Source organism: Planococcus glaciei (assembly GCF_900099655.1).
Lineage (GTDB): Bacteria > Bacillota > Bacilli > Bacillales_A > Planococcaceae > Planococcus > Planococcus glaciei.
This window is the reverse complement of sequence record NZ_FNDC01000001.1, coordinates 119,598-140,037: the sequence shown is the minus strand read 5'-3', so window position 1 is coordinate 140,037 and position 20,440 is coordinate 119,598. Positions and strand designations below refer to the sequence as shown.

Annotated in this window: 18 protein-coding genes and 1 other annotated feature; of the genes, 15 read left to right on the top strand and 3 right to left on the bottom strand. The window is 47.5% G+C overall.

Going from position 1 to position 20,440, the window contains the following annotated elements:
• Window positions 1-21 precede the first annotated feature (21 nt).
• From BLQ32_RS00700 to BLQ32_RS00670, 7 genes are all read left to right on the top strand, one after another.
• The gene (locus BLQ32_RS00700; protein ID WP_074508710.1) at window positions 22-909 is read left to right on the top strand and encodes an NAD(P)-dependent oxidoreductase; all 888 of its coding nucleotides are present in this window, start codon (window positions 22-24) and stop codon (window positions 907-909) included.
• A gap of 88 nt (window positions 910-997) precedes the next feature.
• Window positions 998-1,663 (top strand): GntR family transcriptional regulator, encoded by a 666-nt coding sequence (locus BLQ32_RS00695; protein WP_074508709.1) that lies wholly within the window; start codon window positions 998-1,000, stop codon window positions 1,661-1,663.
• Window positions 1,664-1,697: 34 nt separating this feature from the next.
• Complete coding sequence (locus BLQ32_RS00690) at window positions 1,698-2,762, top strand: tartrate dehydrogenase (protein ID WP_074508708.1); 1,065 nt, start codon at window positions 1,698-1,700, stop codon at window positions 2,760-2,762.
• 265 nt (window positions 2,763-3,027) lie between these two features.
• Entirely contained in the window at window positions 3,028-3,720 is a 693-nt protein-coding gene (locus BLQ32_RS00685) for a class I SAM-dependent methyltransferase (protein WP_244890297.1), read from the top strand.
• Window positions 3,721-3,782: 62 nt separating this feature from the next.
• Entirely contained in the window at window positions 3,783-5,204 is a 1,422-nt protein-coding gene (locus tag BLQ32_RS00680) for an SLC13 family permease (RefSeq protein WP_074508707.1), read from the top strand.
• 38 nt (window positions 5,205-5,242) lie between these two features.
• Window positions 5,243-6,427, top strand: a complete 1,185-nt coding sequence (locus BLQ32_RS00675; RefSeq protein ID WP_074508706.1) for a CaiB/BaiF CoA transferase family protein — start codon at window positions 5,243-5,245, stop codon at window positions 6,425-6,427.
• Window positions 6,428-6,465: 38 nt separating this feature from the next.
• Window positions 6,466-7,641 (top strand): acyl-CoA dehydrogenase family protein, encoded by a 1,176-nt coding sequence (locus BLQ32_RS00670; RefSeq protein WP_074508705.1) that lies wholly within the window; start codon window positions 6,466-6,468, stop codon window positions 7,639-7,641.
• Window positions 7,642-7,890: 249 nt separating this feature from the next.
• On the opposite strand, the gene BLQ32_RS00665 is transcribed toward BLQ32_RS00670, so the two are convergent.
• On the bottom strand, window positions 7,891-9,321 hold the full coding sequence (locus BLQ32_RS00665; RefSeq protein WP_074509084.1) for a M20 family metallopeptidase: 1,431 nt from the start codon (window positions 9,319-9,321) through the stop codon (window positions 7,891-7,893).
• Between the two features lie 237 nt (window positions 9,322-9,558).
• Window positions 9,559-9,787: a binding site (T-box leader), on the top strand.
• A gap of 66 nt (window positions 9,788-9,853) precedes the next feature.
• On the opposite strand from BLQ32_RS00665, the gene BLQ32_RS00660 reads away from it, so the two are divergent.
• Window positions 9,854-11,017, top strand: a complete 1,164-nt coding sequence (locus tag BLQ32_RS00660) for a pyridoxal-phosphate-dependent aminotransferase family protein (RefSeq protein ID WP_074508704.1) — start codon at window positions 9,854-9,856, stop codon at window positions 11,015-11,017.
• Window positions 11,014-12,600, top strand: coding sequence for a phosphoglycerate dehydrogenase (serA, locus tag BLQ32_RS00655; RefSeq protein ID WP_074508703.1), 1,587 nt, complete (start codon window positions 11,014-11,016; stop codon window positions 12,598-12,600). The genes BLQ32_RS00660 and serA overlap by 4 nt, the downstream gene beginning before the upstream one ends.
• Window positions 12,601-13,096: 496 nt before the next feature.
• Here serA and BLQ32_RS00650 read toward each other — a convergent pair whose 3' ends face one another.
• Window positions 13,097-13,882, bottom strand: coding sequence for an HAD family hydrolase (locus BLQ32_RS00650; protein ID WP_074508702.1), 786 nt, complete (start codon window positions 13,880-13,882; stop codon window positions 13,097-13,099).
• 137 nt (window positions 13,883-14,019) lie between these two features.
• Between BLQ32_RS00650 and BLQ32_RS00645 the strand changes: the two genes are divergently transcribed.
• Together BLQ32_RS00645 and BLQ32_RS00640 are read left to right on the top strand one after the other, a co-directional pair.
• On the top strand, window positions 14,020-15,123 hold the full coding sequence (locus BLQ32_RS00645) for a nitric oxide synthase oxygenase (RefSeq protein WP_244890296.1): 1,104 nt from the start codon (window positions 14,020-14,022) through the stop codon (window positions 15,121-15,123).
• A 13-nt stretch (window positions 15,124-15,136) separates the two neighbouring features.
• Complete coding sequence (locus BLQ32_RS00640) at window positions 15,137-15,376, top strand: hypothetical protein (protein ID WP_074508700.1); 240 nt, start codon at window positions 15,137-15,139, stop codon at window positions 15,374-15,376.
• Between the two features lie 50 nt (window positions 15,377-15,426).
• Here the strand turns inward: BLQ32_RS00640 and BLQ32_RS00635 are convergent, their stop codons facing one another.
• Entirely contained in the window at window positions 15,427-16,170 is a 744-nt protein-coding gene (locus tag BLQ32_RS00635; protein WP_074508699.1) for an SDR family NAD(P)-dependent oxidoreductase, read from the bottom strand.
• Window positions 16,171-16,365: 195 nt separating this feature from the next.
• Between BLQ32_RS00635 and BLQ32_RS00630 the strand changes: the two genes are divergently transcribed.
• From BLQ32_RS00630 to BLQ32_RS00615, 4 genes are all read left to right on the top strand, one after another.
• Window positions 16,366-17,082 carry a YebC/PmpR family DNA-binding transcriptional regulator gene (locus BLQ32_RS00630; RefSeq protein ID WP_036801785.1) on the top strand — a complete coding sequence of 239 codons (717 nt, stop codon included), beginning with the start codon at window positions 16,366-16,368 and terminating at the stop codon, window positions 17,080-17,082.
• Window positions 17,083-17,222: 140 nt separating this feature from the next.
• Window positions 17,223-17,807, top strand: coding sequence for a TetR/AcrR family transcriptional regulator (locus tag BLQ32_RS00625; RefSeq protein WP_074508698.1), 585 nt, complete (start codon window positions 17,223-17,225; stop codon window positions 17,805-17,807).
• A gap of 39 nt (window positions 17,808-17,846) precedes the next feature.
• Complete coding sequence (locus BLQ32_RS00620) at window positions 17,847-18,833, top strand: quinone oxidoreductase family protein (RefSeq protein WP_074508697.1); 987 nt, start codon at window positions 17,847-17,849, stop codon at window positions 18,831-18,833.
• A 250-nt stretch (window positions 18,834-19,083) separates the two neighbouring features.
• A complete protein-coding gene (locus BLQ32_RS00615) occupies window positions 19,084-20,334 on the top strand; it encodes a dicarboxylate/amino acid:cation symporter (protein WP_074508696.1) in 1,251 nt (416 codons plus the stop codon).
• Window positions 20,335-20,440 lie beyond the last annotated feature (106 nt).

The following is a 20,440-nucleotide window of genomic DNA, read 5'->3' as shown; positions in this document are numbered from 1 at the left end:
ACAAAAGGGGGCGAATGACGGATGAAAGCAGGAATTATAGGGCTTGGCAATATGGGAGGCCGAATGGCTAAAAGGCTGCTGGAACAAGGGGTTGAAGTCGGCGTTTTCGATGTGAATAAAGAGTTTGTCCGTTCTTTTGTAGAATTGGGAGCTGAAGAAGCCGGAAGCCCCGCAGAACTGGCTAAAAAGTTTCCCTACATCATCACCGTATTGCCGAATGTGTTTATCGTCAAAGAAACGCTGGCAGGAGCAAACGGATTGATGGAAGGCATGACACCGGATAGCCTGTTAATCGAAATGACGACGTCCATCCCTTCTGTTACGAAAGAATTAAATGAAATGATGAAAACGAAAAGTTTTCGGATGATTGATGCTCCGGTAAGCGGAGGCGTGAAAAAAGCGGAAGACGGAAGCTTGTCGATTATGGTAGGAGGCGAAGCAGATGATTTCGAAGAAGCGAAGCCTCTGCTTTCATTGCTCGGCCAGAGTATTTTTCATGTTGGAGAATCAGGGGCTGGCCATACGATCAAAGCGCTCAACAATATGATTTCTGCGACAACTTTAGCGGCTACGGGTGAGGCCATGGCGCTTGGCGTGAAACTAGGGCTGGATCCGAATAAAATGCTCGATGTCATCAATTCCAGTACAGGAAGAAGCTTTTCAAGCGACTTTAAATTTCCGAACCAAGTATTAACGAGGAATTTCGAAGTCGGGTTTACGCTGGATTTGATGGTGAAAGATTTGAAAATTGCCATGAGCATGGCAGAAGAAGAAAAAGTGCCGATGTTTATCTCCAGCGCATCCTTCCAGCTGTGGAAGCATGCCTGGTCACAGGGAGGCGGCAGCGAGGACCATACGGCCATCGTCAAATACATTGAAGAAATGTTTGGTGTCGAAATAAAGGGATGAGCACCTCATCCGTACCGGATTTTTCGAAAGAATGCTAAAATTACTTCATCTTTCTTTTGTTGAGAGAAAAGTATTTAAGGGGTGCAGCATGGAGAATATCAGATTGACCGAACAAGACAGAGCCACTTTGCAGTTCAAAGTCACAACCAAACTAAGAGAACTGATTTTAAAGGGCGAATTCAAAATGGGCGAACGCCTGATGCAGGAAGAGTGGGCACAGAAATTAGGAGTAAGCCGCATGCCGCTCCGCGAAGCTTTGCGGCAGCTGGAAGTGGAAGGCCTGGTTCGTATCGAGCCCAGAAGAGGCGCAGTCGTAACACCAGTTTCGACGGAAGACATTGAAGAGATCTATCAATTGCGGGCCCTTTTGGAAGGAGAGGCGGTCGTCAAATCCCTTCCATTTTTGGATGAAGAAACGATCCAGGAGCTTGAAACGATTTACAATAAGATGCTTCAGTTGAAAGCGGATGAGACCGATATGGAAGCCTATATGAAGCTGAATACGGAATTCCATCGGATTATTCGGGAAGGTTGTCCGTGGAGAAGAATTCAGGGATTCATCGAAACCTTATGGAAAGGCATTCCGCCGTATACACCGAGCCTTCTTGCAAATCATTTGCCAGAGTCCCATAAAGAGCATGGCTTGATGCTGCAATATATCAAAGAAAAAGACGCGGAAAAACTGAAACAAGTGACCATCAAACATATTCTTCGCACAAAAGAAAATTTGATTCAAATGATTGGGAACAAATAGCTGCTGACAGTGGAAAACGAAGGGAGATCAGTTCATGAAGACATTGGAAATAGCCGTCATACCGGGAGATGGAATCGGGAAAGAAGTGGTACCGGAAGCGCTTCGTGTATTGGATGCAATTGCTGATATTCATGGAGGCTTAAAGTTTAACTATACTCATTATCCTTGGAGTTCCGAATACTACGTAGAACATGGAACGATGATGCCTGAAAATGGGCTTGAACTGATCAAAGGGAGTGACGCCATCTTTTTGGGAGCTGTCGGAGATCCAAATCTTGTGCCGGACCATGTTTCGTTGGGTGGGTTATTGTTAAGAATCCGCCGGGAGTTTGAACAGGTCATCAATGTCCGTCCAGCAAAGCAGCTTAGAGGGATGGTATCGCCGTTATCGAATCCCAAAAACTTCGATATTCTAATCGTGCGGGAAAATAGCGAAGGTGAGTACAGCAGCAGCGGGGGCAGAGTCCATAATGGAATAGATGAAATTGTCGTCCAGAACGCCGTCTTTACAAAAAGAGGTGTGTCCCGTGTCATGGAATACGGCTTTGAAATAGCAGGGAAAAGAAACGGATATCTCACAAGTGCGACAAAATCGAATGGCATCGCCCATTCCATGCCTTTCTGGGATGAAGTGTTCAACGAGTTGTCTGCAAGCTATCCGGATATCAAAACAAGGAGCGAACATATTGATGCGCTTTCTGCCTTTTTTGTCACTCGTCCGGAAACGCTGGACGTCGTTGTTGCGAGCAACTTGTTTGGCGATATTCTAAGTGATTTAGGTGCGGCCATCATGGGCAGCATCGGCATTGCACCGGCAGCGAACGTCAACCTTAACGGGAAATATCCGTCGATGTTTGAACCGGTCCATGGCTCAGCTCCGGATATTTACGGAAAAGGCATTGCCAATCCAATCGGCCAGATCTGGACAGCGAAAATGATGCTGGACCATTTAGGTGAACCGGAAATGGGAGCTATCGTTTTAGAAGCAATTGAACGTACCTTGGAAGCAAATATTAAAACCGGGGACATCGGCGGCAGCTCCACAACGGGTGAAGTGACAGATGCCATTATTGCCGCTATGAAAGAACAAATAAGATAATGAATAGTTGGGGATCGAGTAAAAGGTGATCAGTTTTTGTTTTTTGCTTCAGATTCCCTTCCCTACGCTTTCCTTTATCTGAATTTTTAATAGAGTTTAAATTGGTTAAATATTGTATCCAATATCCTATGTGGTTTGATCGATTGGTTGATGTTTAAAGAACCGTTGGAAAAAAGCGGTTTCAATAAATTCGAGTAGGAAGAATATATACGAATTGCTGCCATATATGGAAAAGAGCAAATGAGGAAGGCAAGGAGCTGAAATGATGGCCGAAAAGATGGAATTTGATACGGAACTTGCGAAAGAATATGACAAAGGCGTGCGGCGAACACTGCCGACTTACGATCCGATGCTCCGTCTGGCGAAGACATTTTTACGTTTCAACTTGGATTCGGAAGCCTCTTTGTTAGTTGTCGGAGGCGGCGGAGGGGGCGAACTGAAAGCATTTGGCCCGGAAAATCCAGGCTGGCGGTTCACAGCAGTGGATCCTTCAAAAGCCATGCTTGAAGTGGCAGCTATGAAAGCAAATGAATTGGAAATGCAGGACCGGGTGGAATTTATCCGCGGAACGATTGTAAATGTGCCTGCTGAATCGGTTTACGACGGCGCGACGTGCATTCTGGTGCTCCACTTTATTGCTGAAGCGGAAGACAAATTGGCACTATTGAAGAGAGTGCGTTCTCATTTAAAGCCGGGGTCGCCGTTTGTGCTGGTTTCAAAAGTTGGCGATCCGACTGACCCCGAATTTAAGGAGTTGGTGTCGCTCTGGAAAAATTACTGGCTGGATCATACACGGATGACCGAAGAAAAAGTGGAAGAGTTGATGAAGGGGACATTGACAGAGTCGGTAATTCCCGAAAAAAGGCTAAGGGAATTGATGGAAGAAGCCGGATTCCACCGGATTGCCAACTTTTTCAAAACCAATCATTTTGGCGGCTGGATTTGCTACGCCAAGTAACAGCGGTTCGGATTCTGCTATGATATGCGGCGAATAAGAGGTTGAGACAGGGGGCAGGGAGCATGAAACGATTCGACAGTAAAGATATAAAAGTATACGGCTCTTTTGCACTTGCTGTTCTTGCCTTTATCGCTGTTTACTATGGATTGCCGGATGCCTTCAGCTACTCAGGAAAAATCATGACCGCAATCATCGTTTCCGGAGTGATTCTTTGGGCGTTAGAACCGATTTCATTGGGGCTGACGGCTTTACTGATTTTACTGGCAATGCTGCTGTTTAATGTCGCTGATTCGTCGGTAGTTTTCAGCGGTTTTGCTTCGCCGGCCACTTATTTGATTGTCGGGGGGATGATGCTGGCAACTGCGGTTGATGAAACTTCCCTTATCAAAAGAATGACTTATATCATTCTGAAAAGATGGGGAAGCCATTCAAAAGGGCTGCTTGGCAGCATTATCATGATTCAGCAGCTGCAGGCCTTCTTTATTCCTTCTACGGCGGTGCGTTCGGCTCTGATTTTGCCGGTTTCCAGTATGATTATCGAAACGACTGGAGCCAAAGCGGGCAGCAATCTGCGGAAAATGATTATGCTCGGCGTGGCTTACGGCGGCGTCATCAGCGGCACGTCGGTGATGACTGCGGCAATTGGAAATATCCTGACTGTCGAACTGCTGAACCAGTTTGCCGGAATTAAGATTACGTATTTTCAATGGTTTTACTATACCTTTCCCCTATGGGTGATTTTAATCCCGACTATCTGGCTATTGCTGATTAAAATTTTTCCCTTGCCGAAAGAACAGCAATACTTTCCCAAGATCAAAGACGAAATGCAGGAGAAACTGGCGGAACTTGGCCCAGTCAACCGGCGGGAAGTCCGCTGCTTTGCCATTTTGCTGTTTATTGTTGCATTATGGTTGGCCGAACCGCTGCATGGCATGCATCCAAGCATCCCGGCATTGATCGGCGTCGTATTGATGACATTGCCAAAAATCGGTGTTGCCGACTGGGAGCCGGTGGTGAGGATCAATTATAATACAATTTTATTAATTAGCGTTACCTTATCGATGGGCTATACCTTTGTTGACTCAGGGGCAGCCGACACCATCAGTGAGTATTTAAGCGTCAGCTGGTTTATGTCACTGATCAAAAATCCGCTGCTTGCAGTCATTATCGTGACATTCCTGGCGCAGGTGTTCCATAAACTGATTTCAAATGTGGCGACAGCCGTGGTGGTACTGGTACCTATCATTATCAGTGTGGCGCAAAATGCCGGTATCGACCCGACAGTCACCGGCTTTGCGACAGGGCTCAGCTGCCTGTTCGGTTTCATGTTGATTGTGGAATCGATGCCGAATCTGCTTGTACATAGTACGGGCATGATCACCCAAAAAGATTTTTTGAAACCCGGTTTATACGCCACCATCATTTCAATAGCAGCTACTGTCTTGGTTGCATCGACTTGGTGGACCTGGATCGGATTGGTTTAAATAGCGGTTTAAAGAAAAATATAGAAGGAGGGACTGTTATGTTGCCATTAGAAGGGATTACGGTTGTGTCATTGGAACAGGCTGTGGCAGCGCCTTTTGCTACACGCCAGCTTGCAGATTTAGGAGCGCGCGTCATCAAAGTGGAACGGCCGGGACCCGGGGATTTTGCCCGCGGCTATGACCAAACGGTGAAGGGAATGTCGAGCCACTTTGTCTGGGCGAACCGGTCAAAAGAATCAATTGCCTTGGATTTAAAGCATGAAGAAGCGAAAAAAGTCTTGGAGGAACTGCTGTCCAAAGCGGATGTGTTTATCCATAACCTGGCACCGGGCGCCGTGGACCGGCTCGGTTTCAGTGCGGCGGAACTGAAAGAAAAATATCCGCAGCTGATTATTTGCTCCATTTCCGGCTACGGGACATTTGGGCCTTACACGAACAAAAAAGCGTACGATCTGCTGATTCAATGCGAGGCGGGTTTGGTGTCGGTTACCGGCACTGAAGACACGCCGTCGAAAGCAGGAATTTCCATTGCGGATATTGCAGCGGGAATGTATACGTATACCGGCGTTTTAACGGCATTGATTGCCCGGTCGAAAACCGGCAAAGGCGCCGTCATCGAAGTGTCGATGCTTGAAGCGCTTGCGGAATGGATGGGCTTTCCGCTGTATTATTCCGCTTATGGAGAACAGGAACCGAAACGGACCGGCGCGAGCCATGCCACCATTTATCCGTACGGTCCGTTCAAAGCCGGAGATGGGAAGTTCGTCTTTATGGGTATCCAGAACGAGCGGGAATGGGTGCGTTTCTGCAAGGAAGTGCTGAAAAAACCTGAAGTTGCGGCAGACGGCCGGTTTGACAATAACTCCAAGCGGGTGGTGAACAAAGAGGCGTTGAAAGAGATCATCGAAGACGTCTTTCAGCAAAGCGAGTCCCTTCAAATCATCGAGCTTCTCGAAAGCGCGAAAATTGCCAATGCCCGCTTAAACACATTGAAGGAATTGGTTGATCACCCTCAATTAGAAGCACGCAACCGCTGGAGCGAAGTGGATTCGCCGGTAGGACCGCTAAAAGCCTTGATTCCGCCAGTCACGTCTGATGAAATCAGTTCAGTGATGAAACCGATTCCGGAAGTGGGGCAGCATACAGCAGCCATTTTAAAAGAGTTTGGATTTGATCCGGAGAAAATGCAGGCATTTACATCGATAGATGCTGCTGAAAACTAAAATAAGATTGAATCGAAATTGAAAGGACGGAGAAGCTTGTGGCCAAGTTAAATGTGCAGGAGAGAGAACAGTTAAGAGAAGAAATCCGGAAATTATGTGCGGATTATCCAAATGAGTATTGGAGACAATTGGACATCGAACGCGAATATCCCTATGAATTCGTGGATGCCTTAACGAAAAGCGGCTACCTGTCGGCATTGATTCCCGAAGAGTATGGCGGGAAAGGCTACGGCATGACAGAAGCTACCATCATTCTGGAGGAAATCAACCGTTCAGGCGGCCATGCCGCCGGATGCCATGCCCAGATGTATACAATGGGTGCTTTGCTGAAGCACGGCAGCGAAGAGCAAAAACGCAAGTATCTGCCAGAAATTGCGAGCGGCAGCCTGCGCTTCCAAGCCTTTTCAGTGACCGAAGAATCAGCAGGTTCCAATACAACGGCAATCGAGACCTTTGCGGAAAAAACGGAAGAGGGTTATATCGTCAATGGGCATAAAAACTGGACAAGCCGCGTTTTGCAGTCAGATCTATTGATGCTGCTTGCCAGAACGACTCCGGCGGACCAAGTGGGCGCAAAGAAAACGGAGGGACTCAGCTTGTTCCTGGTCGATTTGCGCGAAATCCGCGAAAAGCAGCCGGAAACCTTTGTCGTGGAGCCGGTGCGCACGATGTTCAACTATGCCACCAACCAGGTGTTTTATAAGAATATGAAAATCCCTTCGGAATGCTTGATCGGAGAAGAAGGGAAAGGGTTCCGTTACGTACTTGACGGCATGAACGCCGAGCGTACTTTGCTTGCAGCAGAAGCAATTGGAGATGGCTATTTCTTCATCGATAAGGCAACCAGCTATGCCAACGAACGCGAAGTCTTTGACCGCAAAATCGGCACGAACCAGGGAATCCAGTTTCCGATTGCCCGCGCTTATGCAGCCATCAAAGCAGCTGATTTGATGCGCTACGAAGCGGCACGGAAATACGATGAAGGGGAAAAATACGGAGAGCAGGCCAACCTGGCTAAGTATCTGTCGAGTGAAGCGAGCTGGCAGGCTGCGAACGTTTGCCTGGATACGCACGGAGGCTATGGTTTTGTGGACCAGTACGATGTGGAGCGGAAGTTCAGAGAAACCCGCATGTACCAAGTGGCGCCGGTCAGCAATAATATGATTCTGGCTTTCCTTGGACAGAACGTGCTGGGCATGCCGAGATCTTACTAAAGTAAAAAGAGATTTGGCTAATCTCCATTCCGGCGGACGCTTTCCTCGGGTACGGCTTCAGCCGCTTCATTCGCGTTGCTCATTCCAGGGCCTTCAGCTCGTACTGTTCCCGCTGGAGCCGCCGCCTTCATTCTAATTAGTCCATACAATTTTAGATAAAATAATAACAGGCAGAGAAAAGAAAAATCTTTCTCTGCCTGTTATTATTTTTATGAGTTTAAGCACGGCCTTCTTTCTAAGCGGCTTTATTTACTTCACAGCAGAAGGTTTGACGTCTTTTGGAATTGGGCAGAAGTAAGGCTCTTTTGCCCGTTTCTTTTCGTGTTCAGCTTTTACCGCCTGCAGAGCGTCTTCGTTTTCGTGTAAGTGAATGGCAGCAGCTGCCATGGACTGTGCAGCCAACAGCATGCCGCTGTGGGCGAATGGGCTGAGGCCCTGCGTCACCATTTGCCAAGTATGAAGCGGCGTGCCGATAGCGCTTGTGGCAGCCGTTAACTGTGCAGTCGGGACGACCCAGCTGACATCGGACACGTCAGTGGATCCCGGCATAACTTTGTCGGAAGCGACGTAGTCTGAAATAATATCCGAAAGGAATTTGCCTTCGAATTCGCTGCCGTCGCCGAAATAGCCGAAGCTTTCCATTCCGGAGACAAAGTTTTTCTTTTCACCGTCGGACAAAGAGTCCCAGATGCCTTTGGCAAAGGCGATGTCTTCTTCAGTCGGCTGAACCGGACCGGCTTGTTTTAGTTTTTGATACAGAATTTCTTCCAACGTACGATTTGGTTCGTAATTCGAACAAGCTTTATCAAAGACAATCGTCATTTCAGTTTCCGTCATCAATGCCGCCCCGTCTGCAATTTTGCAGACGCGTTTGTAGATTTCATCAACCTGTGCCACTTTCGGTGCCCGGATCAAATACAGAACTTCTGCTTCCGATTGGACAACGTTCGGCGAAATGCCGCCGCTATTGGTGATGGCGTAATGGATGCGGGCTTCCTGCACGACGTGTTCCCGCAAATAATTGACGCCGACATTCATCAATTCCACTGCGTCCAGCGCACTTCTGCCAAGATGAGGAGAGTTGGCAGCATGGGAAGCGATGCCTTTAAAACGGAAATAGACCTGGTAGTTGGCAAGGCTTGATAAGCTCATAATGGTAGTTGAATAGGATGGGTGCCAGGTGAATGCCGCATCCAACCCTTCAAAAACGCCTTCCCGAACCATAAATGTTTTGCCGGAACCGCCTTCTTCTGCGGGGCAGCCATAAAATTTCAATGTGCCTTTGATGCCGTTTTCCTGAAAATAAGCTTTTACCGCATAAGCGGCAGCAAGAGAGCCGGTGCCAAGCAAATTATGGCCGCAGCCATGGCCGACGCCGCCCGGAGCCAAAGCTTCCTGTTCGGTGCTATTGGCTTTTTGGCTAAGTCCAGACAATGCATCAAATTCCCCTAAAAATCCGATGGCCGGGTTGCCCTCACCGTATGTTGCAATAAAAGCGGTCTCAATCCCGCCTACACCGCGTTCCACGTGGAACCCTTCTTTTTCAAGTTCATCTGCTAAAAAGCGGGCAGATTCGAACTCCTGATAGCGCGTTTCCGGATGTTCCCATATGTAGGTGCTGATTGCTTCAAAGCGCTCTCTATTCGCTGATAAGTAATCTTCTACAGAAAAACTTTTAATCACATTGCAGCCTCCTTTAAAAATCTTACCTTCAGTATATCAAAAAAAAACGTAAAAATTTTTAATCATTGTTTTTTTCTGAATTCCGGTTAAGAAATAAAAAAATATTAAAAATTTTTAAAAGCGCATGGTTACTGGCATCGCTAAAGATGAAAACGGTTGCAAATTAGTTTGAATATTTATTCTATATTGACAACTTTTTCGGATTTGATATGATGGATTCAACTCAAATATCAAAAAACTATTTCGATGGAGATAGGCGAAGCACATAGGAATCTTAAGAGAGCTGATGGGTGGTGAGAATCAGCGGTTCCGGTCCTTTGCAGCACTCCTGAATAGATGGACTGAAATTCAGTAGGTTCATCCGGCTCGTGCCCGTTACGCATGTGAACCAATGAGACTGCATCTAATCTTGAGGCAGTGAACTAGGGTGGTACCGCGAATCGAAAGACTCTTCGCCCCTTGCATTTTTATGTGAGGGGCGTGGAGTCTTTTTTAATTGCTGCTTCTAAACACGAAAGGGGAAACCAATATGCTGACTGACCAACAAATTTTGCGAATTCCAGGACCTACACCCATCCCGCCGAGCGTCAACCGGGCGATGAGCCAACCGATGATCGGCCATAGAGGACAGAGCACTTCCGCGATGATCCAGGACATCCGTCCGAAATTGAAACGCGTTTTCGGCACACAGCAGGAAGTGATGATTTTAACTGCCAGCGGAACAGCGGGGCTGGAAACGGCGGTCGTTAACACCGTAGCGCCAGGCGAAGAAGCATTAGTGGTTGTGACCGGTGCTTTTGGTGAGCGGTTTGCGAAAATCTGCAAAGCTTATGAAATAAAAACCCATGTGTTGGATGTGGAATGGGGGCAAGCAGCAGACCCTGAAGCAGTCAAAGCATTCCTGAAAGAACACCCGGAAGTGAAAGCGGTGTTCTCTACATTTTGCGAAACCTCAACCGGCGTGCTGAATCCGGTGCAGGAACTTGCAGCAGCTGTAAAAGAAGAATCGGATGCTTTGTTTATTGTCGACGGTGTTTCTTGCGTCGGAGGAACCGAAACGAAAATGGATGACTGGGGAATCGATGTCGTCGTCACCGGTTCGCAAAAAGCGTTCATGCTTCCTGCAGGGCTCGCGTTTGTAGCGGCGAGCGAACGCGCATGGGCGAAAATCGAAGCAAATCCGCAGCCGCGGTTTTATCTCGATTTGAAAAAGCACCGGGACAATATCCTGAAAGACACCACGCCGTTTACGCCGGCGTTGTCCATCCTGTTCGGTTTGCAGCAAGTACTGCAGTTGATGGAGGAAGAAGGGCTCGCTCAAGTATATGCGCGGCACCAGTTGATGATGAAGATGACACGAGCCGCATTCCAGGCTTTGGATGTGCCGCTGCTGACCACAGACGATGCCGCTTCTCCGACGGTTACGGCGGTTAAGCCGGCAGACTTCGATGCAGAAGCGTTCCGGAAAATCATGAAACAGGAATTCGGTTTTGAAGTGGCAGGGGGCCAGCAGCATTTGGCGAAAACCATCTTCCGCATTGGCCATATGGGCTATTGTTCACCGGCGGATATGCTGCAGGCCATTGCAATCATGGAAATTGGCGTCCTGAAAGCCGGCAAAGAAATCGAACTCGGCAAAGGTGTAAGAGCCGCCCAGCAAATCTATTTAAATGAAGGGAAGTTGGCACAATGACTTACAATATCCTAATCAGTGATCCGTTAAGTGAAGATGGCATTTATCCGCTGCGCCAAGCGGACGGCTTTAATATCGTGATGGAAACCAATTTGACGCCCGAGCAGCTGGGAGAGCGCATCAAAGATTTTGATGCTTTGCTTGTCCGGAGCCAGACGCAGGTGACGCGGGACATTATCGAAAAAGCGCAGCATTTGAAAATTATTGGCCGCGCCGGCGTCGGAGTGGACAATATCGATTTGGAAGCGGCAACGGAACACGGCATCATCGTCGTCAATGCGCCGGACGGCAATACGAACTCTGCTGCTGAACATACCATTGCGATGCTGATGTCAATGGCCCGTAAGATTCCGCAAGCTTTCTATGCACTGCGCAATCAGAACTGGGACCGCAAGTCGTATGTTGGGGTGGAACTGAAAAACAAGACGCTCGGCGTCATTGGACTCGGCCGGATCGGCACAGAAGTAGCGGCACGGGCAAAAGGGCAGCGCATGAACGTTATCGCTTACGATCCTTTCCTGACCGCTGAAAAGGCGGCAAAAATGGGCGTCGACTTCGGTTCAGTGGAAGACGTCATAAAAGCGGCGGACTTCATCACTGTCCATACCCCACTGTTGAAGGAAACCCGCCACTTGATCAACGCGGAAGCATTCAAGCTGATGAAAGACGGCGTCCAGATCATCAACTGCGCGCGAGGTGGCATCATTGACGAAAACGCCCTGTATGACGCCATTAAAGCAGGAAAAGTAGCCGGTGCAGCGCTCGACGTGTTTGAACAGGAGCCGATGGTCGATTTCCGTTTGCTCGACTTGCCGGAAGTGGTGGCAACGCCGCACCTGGGCGCCAGCACGATTGAAGCGCAGGAAAGCGTCGCAGTGGATGTCAGCAATGACGTCATCAGCTACTTCACGACGGGCACTGTCCGCAACTCAGTCAACTTGCCGTCTGTACCGAAAGAAGTCATGGCAAAAATCGAACCGTATTTCGATCTTGCGGAACGCCTTGGCCGATTCCTGACCGACTTGAGCGACGGGACAGCCGAAGAAGTGAACATCCAGTATTCAGGGGAATTGGCGAATATAGAAGTCGGGCCGTTGACGCGCAATGCATTGAAAGGTTTGCTGAAGCGCCATCTTGGGGATAACGTCAATGACGTGAACGCCCTGTATTTGGCCAATCAAAAAGGCATTACGGTCAATGAAAGCAAGTCCACTACCGCCAAAGGCTTCACGAACTTGATTACGATGGAAGTGAAGAACTCCAACGGCACCCGGACAGCGGCGGGCACCTTGTTGAACGGGCAAGGCGCACGCATTGTCAAAGTGGACAATTATTTGGTGGACATCGTTCCCCAAGGCCATCTGGTTTTCATCCGGCATAATGACCGTCCGGGTGTAATCGGACGAGTCGGGACTTTGCTTGGCGAAGAAGGCGTCAACATTGCGACGATGCAGGTATTCCGTTCGAATGCCGGGGGAGACGCCATCATGATGCTGTCAATCGACAAAGTAGCCGAAGACAGCGGCCTGGCGCAACTGGAAAGCCTAGCTGAAATTGAACATGTAACGGCGATTAATATGTAAGTGGAAATTGAAAGAGACCCTTCAAAAAGGGTCTCTTTTTCAATTTGGTGTGAAAGGTAAATAAACAGACAACCGGAAAAGCCGAATCCTTCGTTACAGCCGGACGCGTTCCGCGGGCTCGCGCCGAACTAACTCGGGACTTGCGTCCCGAGTGGATTTCGGCACTTCGCTGTCCCGCTGGAGTCGCCGGCTTCCACTTCGGATTCTCAAAGTGGAGGCTGCCTGGAGGTGTCACTTTTCTTCGACAACATATAGTTGGGCTTGATTGGATGATTGTTCACTTTCACATCCAAAAGAGATGCCCAACCGGACCGGGCACGAAGACTCCTGTGGGACTAGCGAAAGCTGAAGGCCCCGCAGGAGCAGAGCGACGAGGAGACTGAAGCTGAGCCCACGGAAAGCGAAGTGGCCGGTCCGGTTGGATTTATGCATGGGTATTCATTTTATTTAAAATTTATTTACAGTTTGATGCCCACAATGAGGGTATCTTCCTAGTTTACAACCCTTCCAAGATCGGAAGCAGTTGTTCCAGGTGGCTGATTTCGTATGTAGGGGTGATGCTTTCGTGCGAAGCTTTTTGTTCTCGGTTGATCCAGACGGAGCGGATGCCGGCTCTTTCGGCGCCGATGATATCCGTCAGTAAGTTGTCGCCGACCATTAAAACCTCATCTGCCCGGTAGCCGAATTTCGCCAAGGCGTGTTCAAAGATCTCAGGAGCCGGCTTTCCTTTTCCAAATGTCCCAGAGATGACGATATGGTCGAAATAAGGCGCAATTTCGGGTGTGATTTCAAGTTTGATGTTCTGCAGGGCAGGAGAACCGTTCGTCAGCAGCAGAAGCTCATATTTCCCTTTCAGCTCTTCTAGCACGTCGAGCGCTTCTTCATAAAGAATCGGACTTTGCCTGCGGGCTTCAGGAAAATAATCAGCCAGTTCCTGGCCCAATTCCGGATCGTCAATGCCGATTTTTTTCAAGCCCCGTGTCCAAGCTTCGCGCCGATAGTCAGGAACGATTATTTTCATTTCCTGAAAATCAGCGCCTTCGTCATCAAACGTTCCCCATAATCCTTCAAAAGGATTGATGCCGATCATTTGGGTGAAAGGGTAAGTGGCATAGGCAGAATAAAGCGCGGTCGCTTCCGTGCGGACGGCTGCTTCGAGACCTGTGCAATCTTGTCCGCTCTTATCCGCTGCCCGCTCGCAAGTTTTACGGAACGCTTCAGCCACACTTTTCTTATCCCATAATAAAGTATCGTCCAAATCAAAAAAAATAGCTTTTACGATCAGTGCCGCCTCCTCGTGACTGTATTTTCACTCAATTCAAGTGTACTGCACCTGCCGCGAAAAACAAAGCAGGCGAAAGGTTGGGAAGTGAAAATTCCGGTTAGGGGATGATATGATATGGGCGAGGAGTGATGAACTTGACTGCCGTTGGGACACCCAATGCTTTACTCGATGAAGCAATAGAGTTTTTGTCCGTCTGCTACTATGAATTAGGGAAAAAGGAACAACAAATAGAAACCCGTATTGCTGAAATTGCCAAGGAAATTGAACAGACAAATACGTATACACATACCTTTGAAGAACTTGAACATGGCGCCCGGATGGCTTGGCGCAATAACAACCGCTGCATTGGCCGATTGTTCTGGAATTCGTTGGCCGTCTTTGATGAACGCCAACAATCTACTGCCGAAGGCGCCTTTGACGCCCTGGTAAACCACATTGAATTTGCATCGAATGGCGGTAAAATCCGCCCGGCGATTACGGTGTTTCGGCCGTCGCAAAACGGGGAAGATGCCATGCGCATCTGGAACCATCAATTGATCCGCTACGCGGGCTACGAAAAGGGTGGAGAAATTATTGGAGATTCAACATCCTTGGAGTTCACGAGGCAATGTGAAAAATTGGGGTGGCAAGGGGAAGGCACTCATTTTGATGTTTTGCCATTGGTCATTCAAGTGAAAGGGGAAGAACCCCGTTATTTTGAGGTTCCGAAAGAATCCGTCATTGAAGTGGAACTGGAACACCCGGAAATCAGCCGATTTAAAGAGCTGAAAGCCAAATGGTACGGTGTGCCGATCATTTCAGAAATGAAATTGGAAATCGGCGGCATCCATTACACAATGGCGCCGTTTAATGGCTGGTACATGGGGACGGAAATCGGGGCGCGCAATTTAGCGGATGAAGACCGCTATGATCTGCTGCCGGCTGTAGCAGAAATCATGGGGTTGAATACCGATTCCAACCGTTCGCTTTGGAAAGACAAAGCCTTGGTGGAATTGAATATTGCGGTGCTGGATTCGTTCCAAAAAGCGGGCGTCACCATTGTTGACCACCATACCGCTGCAAAACAATTCAAAAGCTTCGAGAAAAAAGAGGAAACGGCCGGACGGGACTTGACCGGCAACTGGGCTTGGCTGATTCCGCCGATGTCCCCGGCAACGACGCATATTTTCCATAAACCTTACAAAAACGATGTCGTAAAACCGAATTACTTCTACCAAAAGGCTCCCTATTCTTTGTAAGGAGTGAGAAAGTATGAAAGAATTCAAGGTCACGTATTTTTTTGATGAAGAGCATTACATCCGCCGCTTTATCCACGTCGAGTCGCAGGAAAAAGCAGAGGCCTTAATCCGCAGTGAGCGGGATCAGTACATTTCGTTTACCGACAGCAGAGGAATTTACCATGAGCTGCATACAGGAAAAGTTCGCGTCGTCCAGATCTCGGAATATTTCCGAGTGGATAAAAGCAAAGCCAAAAAAGCCGCCATGGATTGAAGGCGGCTTTTTTCGATTATTCATTAAAACCCGTTGAATGGAGTTTCTTCTTATTTAAAGCTCAGGAATCCATCGTCAACAGCAACGGTGGATCCATTGATGGCTGCAGCTTCCTCGGAGAACAGAAACTTCACGACGCTGGCCACTTTCTCAGGCTGAATCAGTTTATTGTGCATATGAAGTGCAGACAAGGCTTTTTTCATTTCTTCATCTTCTCCGAGAATCGGCGTATCGATAAATCCGGGAGCGACCCCGACTACCCGGATGCCGTGTTCGGCGAGTTCCAGCGCGCCGGATCTGGACATCATCACCACTGCGGCTTTTGCTGCGTTGTAGTTGAAGCTGCCCTTTGCCGCCATAGATCCGTAAATGGAAGCGGTATTGACGATTGTGCCTTTGGCTCCAAGTTCCACCATTTTCTTTGCGCCGTAATAAATGCCGTAATAGACGCTGTGCTGGTCGACATCGATTACTTTATGGTAAGAAGCGGGATCCATTTCAAGCAAGGGCTTCACAAGCCCGATGCCGGCATTGTTGAAAATGCCGTTTAATGTACCGAATGTGTCGACCGCAAAATCCACCATCGCTTCTACTTCTTCCGCTTTGGAAACGTCCACTTTGAACGTTGCCGCTTTGCCGCCTTGCGCTTCAATATTCGAAGCAGTTTCTTTAGCACCTTCTTCGTTAAAGTCGGCTACGACAATGGCATTGCCAGCCTCCGCTAATAGATATGCTGCTTCACGTCCGATGCCGCTGGCTCCGCCTGTAATAATGATTACTTTGTTTTCGTCCATTTTAACGTCCTCCTTTTGATTTTGCTGCATTTAAAAAAGATTTCCTTCTATAATAGATACTTGCCCTAAAGGCCCCGATTTAAAACAAGCGATGAAGTTTTTGAGTATATAAGTCGATAGAAAAGCGGAGTTTATATATAATAGGAGATAGTGAACGTTCTTCACATTCAAAGTTGAAAGAAAGTGGGAAACCCAATGGGACGCAAATGGAACAATATTAAAGAGAAAAAAGCATCCAAAGACGCAAATACAAGCCGGATCTACGCAAAATTCGGACGGGAAATCTATGTTGCCGCAAAACAAGGCGAACCGGATCCTGAATCGAACCAGGCGCTGAAAGTCGTGCTTGAACGCGCCAAAACATACAGTGTGCCAAGAGCTATCATTGACCGGGCGATTGAAAAAGCAAAAGGCGGTTCGGAAGAAAGCTATGATGAACTGCGCTACGAAGGTTTCGGGCCGAACGGCTCCATGGTGATTGTAGACACATTAACAAATAACGTAAACCGTACTGCTTCAGATGTCCGCGCGGCGTTCGGCAAGAACGGCGGCAACATGGGCGTCAGCGGCTCGGTTGCTTATATGTTCGACTATACAGCCGTTTTCGGCATCGAAGGTAAAACAGCGGATGAAGTGCTTGAATTGCTGATGGAAGCAGATGTGGATGTACGGGATATCAGCGAAGAAGAAGATTCAGTGATCGTTTATGCAGAACCGGATCAATTCCATATTGTCCAGGAAGCGTTCAAGAATGTCGGCATCACGGAGTTTACTGTGGCTGAACTGACGATGCTTGCACAAAACGAATTGGAATTGCCGGAAGATGCACAAGCCCAATTTGAAAAAATGATCGACGCCATCGAAGATTTGGAAGATGTGCAGCAGGTTTACCACAATGTTGATTTAGCTTAATAGCAACGGAAGGCTCTTCATTTTAAAATGAAGAGCCTTTTTTTATGCGCTAAAGATTTCGAAATTGTTTTAGGGATTTTAGATTAGGGAAAAAGCTTAAGAAGCAAGTGACGAGAAAATTGATGGTATGAGGTGTTGAGATGAACCTGAGGGAAAGAAAAACGGCCAAGAAAAAAGAAGACATTCTTCGTTCCGCCAGTTTGGTTATCTCGAGGAAAGGGTTCCGCCAGACTACAATGGAAGACATTGCAGCCGAACTGCTGATGACAAAAGGTTCCCTGTATTATTATTTTAAAAACAAAGAAGAATTGCTGTTTTATTGCCATGAACAGATTTTGACAACTGTTTTGGACAAACTGAGGAAAATTAAACAACAAGACATTTCTTCCAGCGAAAAAATGAAAGCCGCCATCAAAATCCATTTGGATACCGCTATCCGCGAACGGGAAATATTCAACCTGGCAGTAAAGCCGGAACAGATTTTCTCTGGTGATTATGCAGATGTTATTGTCCAAAAGCTGGATGAATATGCGGAGCTTTTTGATCAGCTGATTCTCCAAGGGGTCCAAAAAGGCGAATTTTCGGTTAGCCAGAAGAAAATGGCCCGGATGATTATTTTAGGAGCAGCCAATTGGATTCAAGTATGGTATTCACCCGAAGGAGAATTCAGCAAAGAGGAAATCGAACAAGTTTACGCGGATTATTTATTGAAAATCTTAACGTAAAAAGGCAGTTGAATTTTTTAAGCGGAGGAGGATGGGCAAATGAAAGCAATCGTCGTAAAGGAACTGGGAGCGCCGGAAGTAATGCAGCTTCAGGAAGTGGAAAAACCGGAAATTGCCCCGCATCAAGTGCTGATCCAAGTACAGGCGATCAGTGTGAATTTTGCCGATATCAAAGCGCGCCAGGGGCAATATCACGGGGCTGAGGCAGGAACTGCATTCACACCGGGATTGGATTGTGCTGGGGAAATCATTGAAGTGGGCAGCGAAGTGACGAAGTTCAAGGCAGGACAGCGGGTGATGGCTTTTCCGAAAAATGGGTCCTACGCCGAGTATGTGGCAGCGGATGAAGCGTTGGCTTATGCGGTTCCGGACGAATTGGATATTGAAACAGCGGCGGCTTCATTGACGGTGGGCATTACAGCGTATAATGTCATTCAGAAAATGGCGCGCCTCGCTCCGGGAGAAACCATCTTGATCCATGCAGCAGCGGGCGGCATCGGCTCGACGGCCATCCAGCTGGCCCGGCTATTTGGCGCCGGCAAAATTATCGGAACAGTAGGAAGCGATGAGAAGAAAGAAGCCGCAAAGGGCTTTGGAGCAGACCACGTCATTAATTACGTATCAGGCGATTTTGTCGAAGAAGTGAAGCAAATGACCGGCGGCAAAGGAGCAGACGTCATTTTGGATACAGTCGCTGGAGAAAATTTCGAAAAAAGCATGAACTGTCTGGCGCCGTTTGGCCGGATTGTTTCATTCGGCCACGGCAATACGGGCTCTGTACCAGGCGCCCTTACCACCGCTGATCTGCATTCCAGCTGCCGGTCCGTCCTTGGCTACAGCACCGGGACGTACCGGAAACAGCGTCCCGAGTTTCTGCAGGAGGCAGCGGCAAAAATAACAGACTTGATGCTGGAGAAAAAATTGGAGATGGCCATTTCCAAACGCTTTCCCTTGGCGGAAGCCGCACAAGCCCATGCCCATATGGAAAGCCGGAAAAGCATTGGCAAGATTTTGCTGATGCCGTAAAGAGTTCCGGCTTTCGTGTTGCTTCATTAGCGAAGCCAAATAGAGCGCAACTTGTTATTTCAGTAATAGGAACTACAAGCCCGATAATTTTACTAAATGCAGTGCTGGCTGCAGTAGAAAAGTACCTGGACTGACTTTTTCTTTTTAAATATAAAGACTTATCATTATATTGGAATAAATTTAAAACTTGTATATCATTTTAGATTTCGGTTAAACTATTGTTTAAGTCTGAAGAAAAAGGAAGAGATGCATGAAAAAAACTAGTTTGACTGTGAAGGTATTAACTGGACTTGTCCTCGGTGCAATTGTCGGTTTACTAATTAATTTATTTGCGCCTGGAGCTTTCGAAAATTTAAATACATTCTTATTTGTTCCACTTGGCCAAATATTTTTAAGTATGATTAATATGCTCGTAGTGCCTCTTGTACTGTTTTCAATCATTTTGGGAACAGCAGGACTTGGCGATCCAGCTAAGTTAGGTCGCATCGGTTTTAAAACGGTTACATACTTCTTAGTAACTACAACAATTGCTATTATCATTGGCCTTGGGCTGGCCGCCTTAATTCAGCCAGGTCTTGCGGGCGAGTTTGATCTTGGAAGTGCTTCATTTGAGAGCGAAGAAGCTCCTTCTGTGGCAGATACTCTTTTAAATATTATTCCTGATAATCCATTGGCAGCTATGACGGAAGGCAATATGCTTCAAATCATTGTATTTGCCGTATTCATTGGTCTTGCATTGACTGCTCTTGGCGAAAAGACAAAAGGAATCTTTAATCTGGTTGAGCAAGGAAACGAAATTATGATGTACCTGGTAGGCTTGGTCATGAAGTTTGCGCCTTATGGTACATTCGGATTAATAGCGACAGCAGTAGGGTCTCAAGGGTTCTCCGCTATGAAAGCTATGGGCTCTTATATGGTTGTCATTTTAGCGGCACTTTTCATTCATTCGGTGTTTACATACGGAGGAACAGTTGCAGTATTGGCGAAGAAAAACCCAATCTGGTTTTTCAAGAAATTTGCGCCTGCAATGAGTGTAGCTTTTAGTACATCAAGCAGTAACGCAACGTTGCCGGTATCGATGGACGTAGCACAGAAAGAACTTGGCGTGCCAAAATCCATCAGTTCATTTGTTCAGCCTTTAGGAGCGACTATCAATATGGACGGTACTGCAATTATGCAGGGTGTTGCAACAATGTTTATTGCACAAGCTTTCGGTATAGAGTTAACACTCATGGAACTTGCCACAGTTGTGTTGACCGCAGTATTGGCAAGTGTGGGAACCGCTGGAGTTCCGGGCGTTGGCCTTATTATGCTTGCTATGGTGCTTGGCAGCGTAGGCTTGCCGGTTGAAGGAATTGGTTTGATTATTGGTATTGACCGCTTGCTTGATATGACTAGAACCGCTGTTAACATTACAGGCGATGCAGCATGTGCAGTGTATGTAGCAGAAACTGAAGGCAAACGCATATTGAAAACGGAAGAAGCAGAAGCGAACGCTTAAGCTTAAAGAATAAAAAACCTCTTTCTCCTGCTCCGGATTACCGGGCAGCGAGAAGGAGGTTTTTATATGGAAAGAAGTAGGCGTAACGGCCCAATTGTTCCGTAAA

Excerpts from the sequence above, each read along its gene's own strand:
- BLQ32_RS00700 (WP_074508710.1), top strand. The coding sequence starts at position 22 with ATGAAAGCAGGAATTATAGGGCTTGGCAATATGGGAGGCCGAATGGCT.
- BLQ32_RS00695 (WP_074508709.1), top strand. The coding sequence starts at position 998 with ATGGAGAATATCAGATTGACCGAACAAGACAGAGCCACTTTGCAGTTC.
- BLQ32_RS00690 (WP_074508708.1), top strand. The coding sequence starts at position 1,698 with ATGAAGACATTGGAAATAGCCGTCATACCGGGAGATGGAATCGGGAAA.
- BLQ32_RS00685 (WP_244890297.1), top strand. The coding sequence starts at position 3,028 with ATGGCCGAAAAGATGGAATTTGATACGGAACTTGCGAAAGAATATGAC.
- BLQ32_RS00680 (WP_074508707.1), top strand. The coding sequence starts at position 3,783 with ATGAAACGATTCGACAGTAAAGATATAAAAGTATACGGCTCTTTTGCA.
- BLQ32_RS00675 (WP_074508706.1), top strand. The coding sequence starts at position 5,243 with ATGTTGCCATTAGAAGGGATTACGGTTGTGTCATTGGAACAGGCTGTG.
- BLQ32_RS00660 (WP_074508704.1), top strand. The coding sequence starts at position 9,854 with ATGCTGACTGACCAACAAATTTTGCGAATTCCAGGACCTACACCCATC.
- serA (WP_074508703.1), top strand. The coding sequence starts at position 11,014 with ATGACTTACAATATCCTAATCAGTGATCCGTTAAGTGAAGATGGCATT.
- BLQ32_RS00640 (WP_074508700.1), top strand. The coding sequence starts at position 15,137 with ATGAAAGAATTCAAGGTCACGTATTTTTTTGATGAAGAGCATTACATC.
- BLQ32_RS00635 (WP_074508699.1), bottom strand. The coding sequence starts at position 16,170 with ATGGACGAAAACAAAGTAATCATTATTACAGGCGGAGCCAGCGGCATC.
- BLQ32_RS00630 (WP_036801785.1), top strand. The coding sequence starts at position 16,366 with ATGGGACGCAAATGGAACAATATTAAAGAGAAAAAAGCATCCAAAGAC.
- BLQ32_RS00625 (WP_074508698.1), top strand. The coding sequence starts at position 17,223 with ATGAACCTGAGGGAAAGAAAAACGGCCAAGAAAAAAGAAGACATTCTT.
- BLQ32_RS00620 (WP_074508697.1), top strand. The coding sequence starts at position 17,847 with ATGAAAGCAATCGTCGTAAAGGAACTGGGAGCGCCGGAAGTAATGCAG.
- BLQ32_RS00615 (WP_074508696.1), top strand. The coding sequence starts at position 19,084 with ATGAAAAAAACTAGTTTGACTGTGAAGGTATTAACTGGACTTGTCCTC.